General features: G+C 62.5%; 4 protein-coding genes. 1 reads left to right on the top strand and 3 read right to left on the bottom strand.

Going from position 1 to position 5,052, the window contains the following annotated elements; genetic code table 11:
* On the top strand, window positions 1-1,210 hold a 1,210-nt coding region (locus AC1DUU_RS22580), incomplete at its 5' end, for an argininosuccinate synthase (protein WP_476785622.1).
* A 50-nt stretch (window positions 1,211-1,260) separates the two neighbouring features.
* On the opposite strand, the gene AC1DUU_RS22575 is transcribed toward AC1DUU_RS22580, so the two are convergent.
* From AC1DUU_RS22575 to AC1DUU_RS22565, 3 genes are all read right to left on the bottom strand, one after another.
* Window positions 1,261-1,779, bottom strand: a complete 519-nt coding sequence (locus tag AC1DUU_RS22575) for a hypothetical protein (RefSeq protein WP_476785621.1) — start codon at window positions 1,777-1,779, stop codon at window positions 1,261-1,263.
* Between the two features lie 121 nt (window positions 1,780-1,900).
* Window positions 1,901-2,719, bottom strand: coding sequence for a lytic murein transglycosylase (locus tag AC1DUU_RS22570; RefSeq protein WP_476785620.1), 819 nt, complete (start codon window positions 2,717-2,719; stop codon window positions 1,901-1,903).
* Between the two features lie 356 nt (window positions 2,720-3,075).
* Entirely contained in the window at window positions 3,076-4,824 is a 1,749-nt protein-coding gene (locus tag AC1DUU_RS22565; protein WP_476785619.1) for a putative bifunctional diguanylate cyclase/phosphodiesterase, read from the bottom strand.
* Window positions 4,825-5,052: the final 228 nt, after the last annotated feature.

Here is a 5,052-nt window from a genome sequence, read left to right as displayed (position 1 = left end):
GTGGAAAGACGTCAAGAAGGTCGTGCTCGCCTATTCCGGCGGTCTCGACACCTCCATCATCCTGAAGTGGCTGCAGACCGAGCTCAATGCGGAGGTTGTCACCTTCACCGCCGATCTCGGCCAGGGCGAGGAACTTGAGCCGGCGCGCAAGAAAGCCGAGATGCTCGGCATCAAGGAGATCTTCATCGAGGACGTGCGCGAGGAATTCGTCCGCGACTTCGTCTTCCCGATGTTCCGCGCCAACGCCGTCTATGAGGGCGTCTACCTGCTCGGCACCTCGATCGCCCGTCCGCTGATCTCCAAGCACCTCGTCGAGATCGCCCGCAAGACCGGCGCCGACGCCATCGCGCACGGCGCCACCGGCAAGGGCAACGACCAGGTTCGCTTCGAGCTGTCGGCCTATGCGCTCAACCCCGACATCAAGATCATCGCGCCGTGGCGCGACTGGGAGTTCAAGAGCCGCACCGACCTGCTCGACTTCGCCGAGAAGCACCAGATCCCGGTCGCCAAGGACAAGAAGGGCGAAGCACCGTTCTCCGTCGATGCCAACCTCCTGCACTCGTCCTCCGAGGGCAAGGTTCTGGAAGATCCGGCCGTCGAGGCGCCCGAATATGTCCACATGCGCACGATTTCGCCCGAAGCTGCGCCCGACAAGGCGACGATCATCAAGATCGGCTTTGAAAAGGGCGATGCCGTTTCCATCAACGGCGAGCGCCTGTCGCCGGCGACGCTTCTGGCCAAGCTCAACGACTATGGCCGCGACAACGGCATCGGCCGTCTCGACCTGGTCGAAAACCGTTTCGTCGGCATGAAGTCGCGTGGCGTCTACGAGACCCCCGGCGGCACGATCCTGCTGTCGGCGCACCGCGCCATCGAGTCGATCACGCTCGACCGTGGTGCCGCGCACCTCAAGGACGAACTGATGCCGCGCTATGCAGAGCTGATCTATTACGGCTTCTGGTTCTCGCCGGAGCGCGAGATGCTGCAGGCGGCGATCGACAGGAGCCAGGAGCATGTCGAAGGCGAAGTGACGCTCAAGCTCTACAAGGGCAACGTCATGGTCATCGGCCGCGAGAGCCCAAAGTCGCTCTATTCGGACAAGCTGGTTACCTTCGAGGACGACCAGGGCGCCTACGACCAGAAGGACGCCGCCGGCTTCATCAAGCTCAACGCGCTGCGCCTGCGCACGCTGGCCGCACGCAACCGTTAAGACCAGCTAATATATGGCAGTTTGGGGGCGCTTCGGCGCCTCCTTTCATTTCAGGCCTCGCCTTGATAGCTGTCGGTAAGGTATTCCCGCTTGGCCGCGTCATCGCGCGTTGAATACAGATAGCGGCTGAACGCCTGGCGCTCGTGGTTGACCGCTGCCAGTTCCCAGACGCAGAAGGTCGCGCGGTGCGGCCCGGGCAGCGCAAACAGTGAGAAATCGGGCGCCTTGGCCGTCTTGGCGTAAACCGTTTCCCACATCTCGTTGGCGTTGCGCCACGAACTCACCAGCAGGAAGTGAAAATCACCGCCGCAGCGGTGCAGGATCACAAAACCCAGCTCGCCCTTGACGTTGAGCCGCCCCGCCGCCGTCTCGGCCGCGAGGAAGCGTTGCGCCAAGGCGCAGGTCTCGCGTGTCACAGGCGTTGCTTCTTCGGCGATATCGTACCATTTCAGCAGGCCGCCGCCCGCCGGAACCGGCGATCTCGGCGTGACCGTCTTGGGATAATGGCTGTAGCCTTCCACCGTGCCGAAAGCCGAGAGATCGGCCGGCAATTCGCTGAGTGCGTTCATCGTTCGTTCCTCGGCAAGAGCGAAAAAACCCGGCGTCGCCGCCGGGTTCGTTCAATATGCGCCGATGAAATCGACTTCGCCAGAGCGTCAGGAAAGCATCCTGACAAGGTATTGAATGTTGTCAGTTGCCGTCGATCTCGGCACCGATGATGGCGATGGCCTGCTGGTAGACGCTGGCCGCGTTCCAGCCCTGCAGGGCCGCGAAATTGGGCTGGCCAGGCTGGTAGCCGGCGCCGGCTTTCCAGCCATGGCCGCGCAGGAAGTTGGCGGTCGATGCCAAAGCGTCGGCCTTGGAGCGGACCATGTCGATCTTGCCATTGCCGTCGCCGTCGGCGCCGTATTTCAGCACATTGACCGGCAGAAACTGGGTCTGGCCGATCTCGCCATGGGCAGCGCCGATGGCGTTGGGTGCGAGCGTGCCGCTCTGGACGAGCTTGAGCGCGGCATAGAGTTGATCTGTGAAATATTCAGTACGACGGCAGTCATAGGCGAGCGTCGCCACGGCCGACAGCGTGTGCTGATTGCCCAAGAAGGCACCGAAGCCTGTTTCCATGCCCCAGATCGCGATCAGCGGGCCGGCAGGCACGCCGTAGCGGGCCTCGATGCTCTGGAACAAGGCTGCATTCTGCTTCTTGAAGGTCTTGCCCTTGGAAGCAATCGTCTTGCCGCCGCGCTTGGCCATGAACTGGTCGAGCGAGAGCTTGAAGCTCTTCTGGTTGCGGTCAGCGTATATGGTCTTGGTGGCGTAAGTCGTGCTGGCCAGCGCGTTGAGCGCATTGGCCTTGATGCCGTTGGCCGCCGCCTCTTGCGCAAACGAAGCTTTCCAGGCTTCGAAGCCGCCCGCGTTGTTGCCGCACTGCGCCGCATATGCGCCGCCAGCCGTAACCGCCAGCATGGCGGTGGCCGTAGCAAAAATCTTCACCTTGGCAAGTATTGCCATGCTGTTCTCCTGATGCCTGAATCAATGCCCTTGGGAGGGATGTTGCCAGCCGCACGCTCTCTTGTCATCGTTAAGAAGGCGTTTACGTCCCCGTGTCTTGCAAGGGCTGGTGGCAAAAAACTCGCATAGGATCAAGCAGCGAATGTGGCGAGAGCGGGAAAAACGTTGCAAGATGTCGATGTTTTGATCGTTTCGCTGGTTTTGCGCATTTTGGGGCGGCATAAACGCCACACGCGGCAGGGTTGAGCGCTCAAAGCGCTAGCCCGCATCGGCAGCTGGACCATCCCCCGGCGTCAATCTGCTACAATTCGCGAGCATGACGGCGCGATCGAGTCCCCTGCGGCCGGGGCCTTCGGTCAAAACCGCTTCGACGGTTTCTTTCCGCCAGCCTTTGCCGACCGCTTCATCAATTGTTCGAAATCCGCCGCTGGCAGCGCCTTGGAATAGAGGTAGCCCTGGCCCCTTCGGCAGCCCATGGCATAAAGTGCGGCTTCCTGCGCCCGCGTCTCGACCCCTTCGGCGACGACGGCAAGCCCCATATCCTTGGCCATGCCAAGTACCGCGCGCACGATCGCGGCGTCCTGGCGGTTGCGGAGCATGTCACGGACGAAGCTGCGGTCGACTTTAAGGACGGTGAGCGGAAAGCGCTTGATGGTGCTGAGTGCGGCATGTCCGGTGCCGAAATCGTCAAAGGCGAGACCGACGCCCGCCTTGGCAAGCTTGCGGAACGGCGCCAAAGTGCGCTCCTCATAGTCGAGCGCGATGGTTTCGATGACCTCAAGCTCGAGCGCCTTGGCCGGTAATTTGTGGCGTGCCAGCGTCGTCAGCACCGTCTCCGCCAGATTGCCTGCCTTTACCTGCACCGCAAACAGATTGACGGCCATGCTGATCGGGGGGAGGCCGTGGGCGCGCCATTCGGCCGATTGGCGGCAGGCTTCGTCGAGGATCCAGCCCCCTACGGTCAACGCGCCCGTATGCGTTTCGAGCACGGCGAGGAAATCGGCCGGTTCCAGCAGTCCCCGCGAGGGGTGGCGCCAGCGCAGCAGCGCTTCGGCGCCCAGCACGCGGCCTGTTTCCAGGCAAACCTGCGGCTGGTAGTGCAGCACGAATTCCCTGGCGCCGATGGCGTGCAAAAGCTCGTCTTTCAAGGCACGGCGTGCGGCAACGGCGTTGCGCATGCCCGGCTCGAACATGCGATAGCTGCCGCCGCGCTGTCGTGCCCGGTAAAGCGCCAGATCAGCGCTTGCCAGCAGCTCCTCGGCATCGCCGCCGTCGCCGGGGGCCACCGCACCGCCGATACTGACACCGAGCTTGAGCAGGTGGTCGCCGATCTCGAACGGCTTGTCGAAGGACTGCAGCAGGCTGTTTGCCGCTTCCGCGACAATGGCGGGATTGTCGATACCGGGCAAAAGCACCGCGAATTCGTCGCTGCCAAACCGGGCCACCACGGCGGTGGCGTCGAGCGCGGCCGGCAGCCGCACGGCCAATGCCTGCAACAGCGTGTCGCCGGTGGCGTGGCCTAGCGTGTCGTTGACCTTTTTGAAGCCGTCGAGGTCGAGCAGCAATATCCCGGTCGCTTCGCCCGCCGCCAGTGCGTCTTCGAGCTGCATGTCGAACTGGAAGCGGTTCGGCATGCCGGTCAGCGTATCCTGATGCGCCAGGCGATGCAGCCGCATGTCGCGCTGCCGCCGCTCCGAGATGTCGCGGATGATGCCGCCCATGGCGATGCCATTCGGCCCGCTCCAGATCGAAAACGAGAGCTCTATGGGGAATTCGCTGCCGTCGCGCCGAAGTGCCGCCACTTCCACCGTCTTGCCGTTCAGCTTCGACGGTCCGCCCGAACCAACGCGGGCAATGCCGGCATTGTGGGCGCCGCGCAGCCTTGGCGGAATGATCAGATCGAGCGTGTGGCCGATCATCTCGGTCCGGTCATAGCCGAATATGCGTTCGGCCGACTTGTTGACGTAGTTGATCCTGCCACCGGCGTCGATGACGACCAGTCCGAATTCGATGTTCTCTGCGAAGCCGGCAAGCAGCGTGTCGTCGCCGAATAAGCGACCGCCCCCTTCGGAAACGACATGCGAGCCGCCCGCATGGTCACACATGGTGGTAAAATACCCTAAAATAATACATACAGCCCCCCGGCAGTCCGGCACCCTAATCGGCAAGTCTTAACAGGGCCTGAGTGTGGCGCTGGGAATATATAGCTGAAGCGTCACAGGAATGCGCCTGCGCTTGACTCTCAAGCCGTTTTCCTGTCTACAGCCCACAAATTCCGCGACGAGTTCCACTCCGAGCGGCCGACCGGGACACCCTAGTGGTACATATGATCC

It is taken from the genome of Aminobacter sp. P4_H6_2 (genome assembly GCF_056400805.1).
Note: the sequence above shows the minus strand (reverse complement) of the source record. Positions and strands in the feature narration are given on the sequence as shown.

What these genes read in the sequence shown, in the direction of transcription:
- AC1DUU_RS22565 (WP_476785619.1), bottom strand. Translation starts at nt 4,824, where the DNA reads ATGTGTGACCATGCGGGCGGCTCGCATGTCGTTTCCGAAGGGGGCGGT.
- AC1DUU_RS22570 (WP_476785620.1), bottom strand. Translation starts at nt 2,719, where the DNA reads ATGGCAATACTTGCCAAGGTGAAGATTTTTGCTACGGCCACCGCCATG.
- AC1DUU_RS22575 (WP_476785621.1), bottom strand. Translation starts at nt 1,779, where the DNA reads ATGAACGCACTCAGCGAATTGCCGGCCGATCTCTCGGCTTTCGGCACG.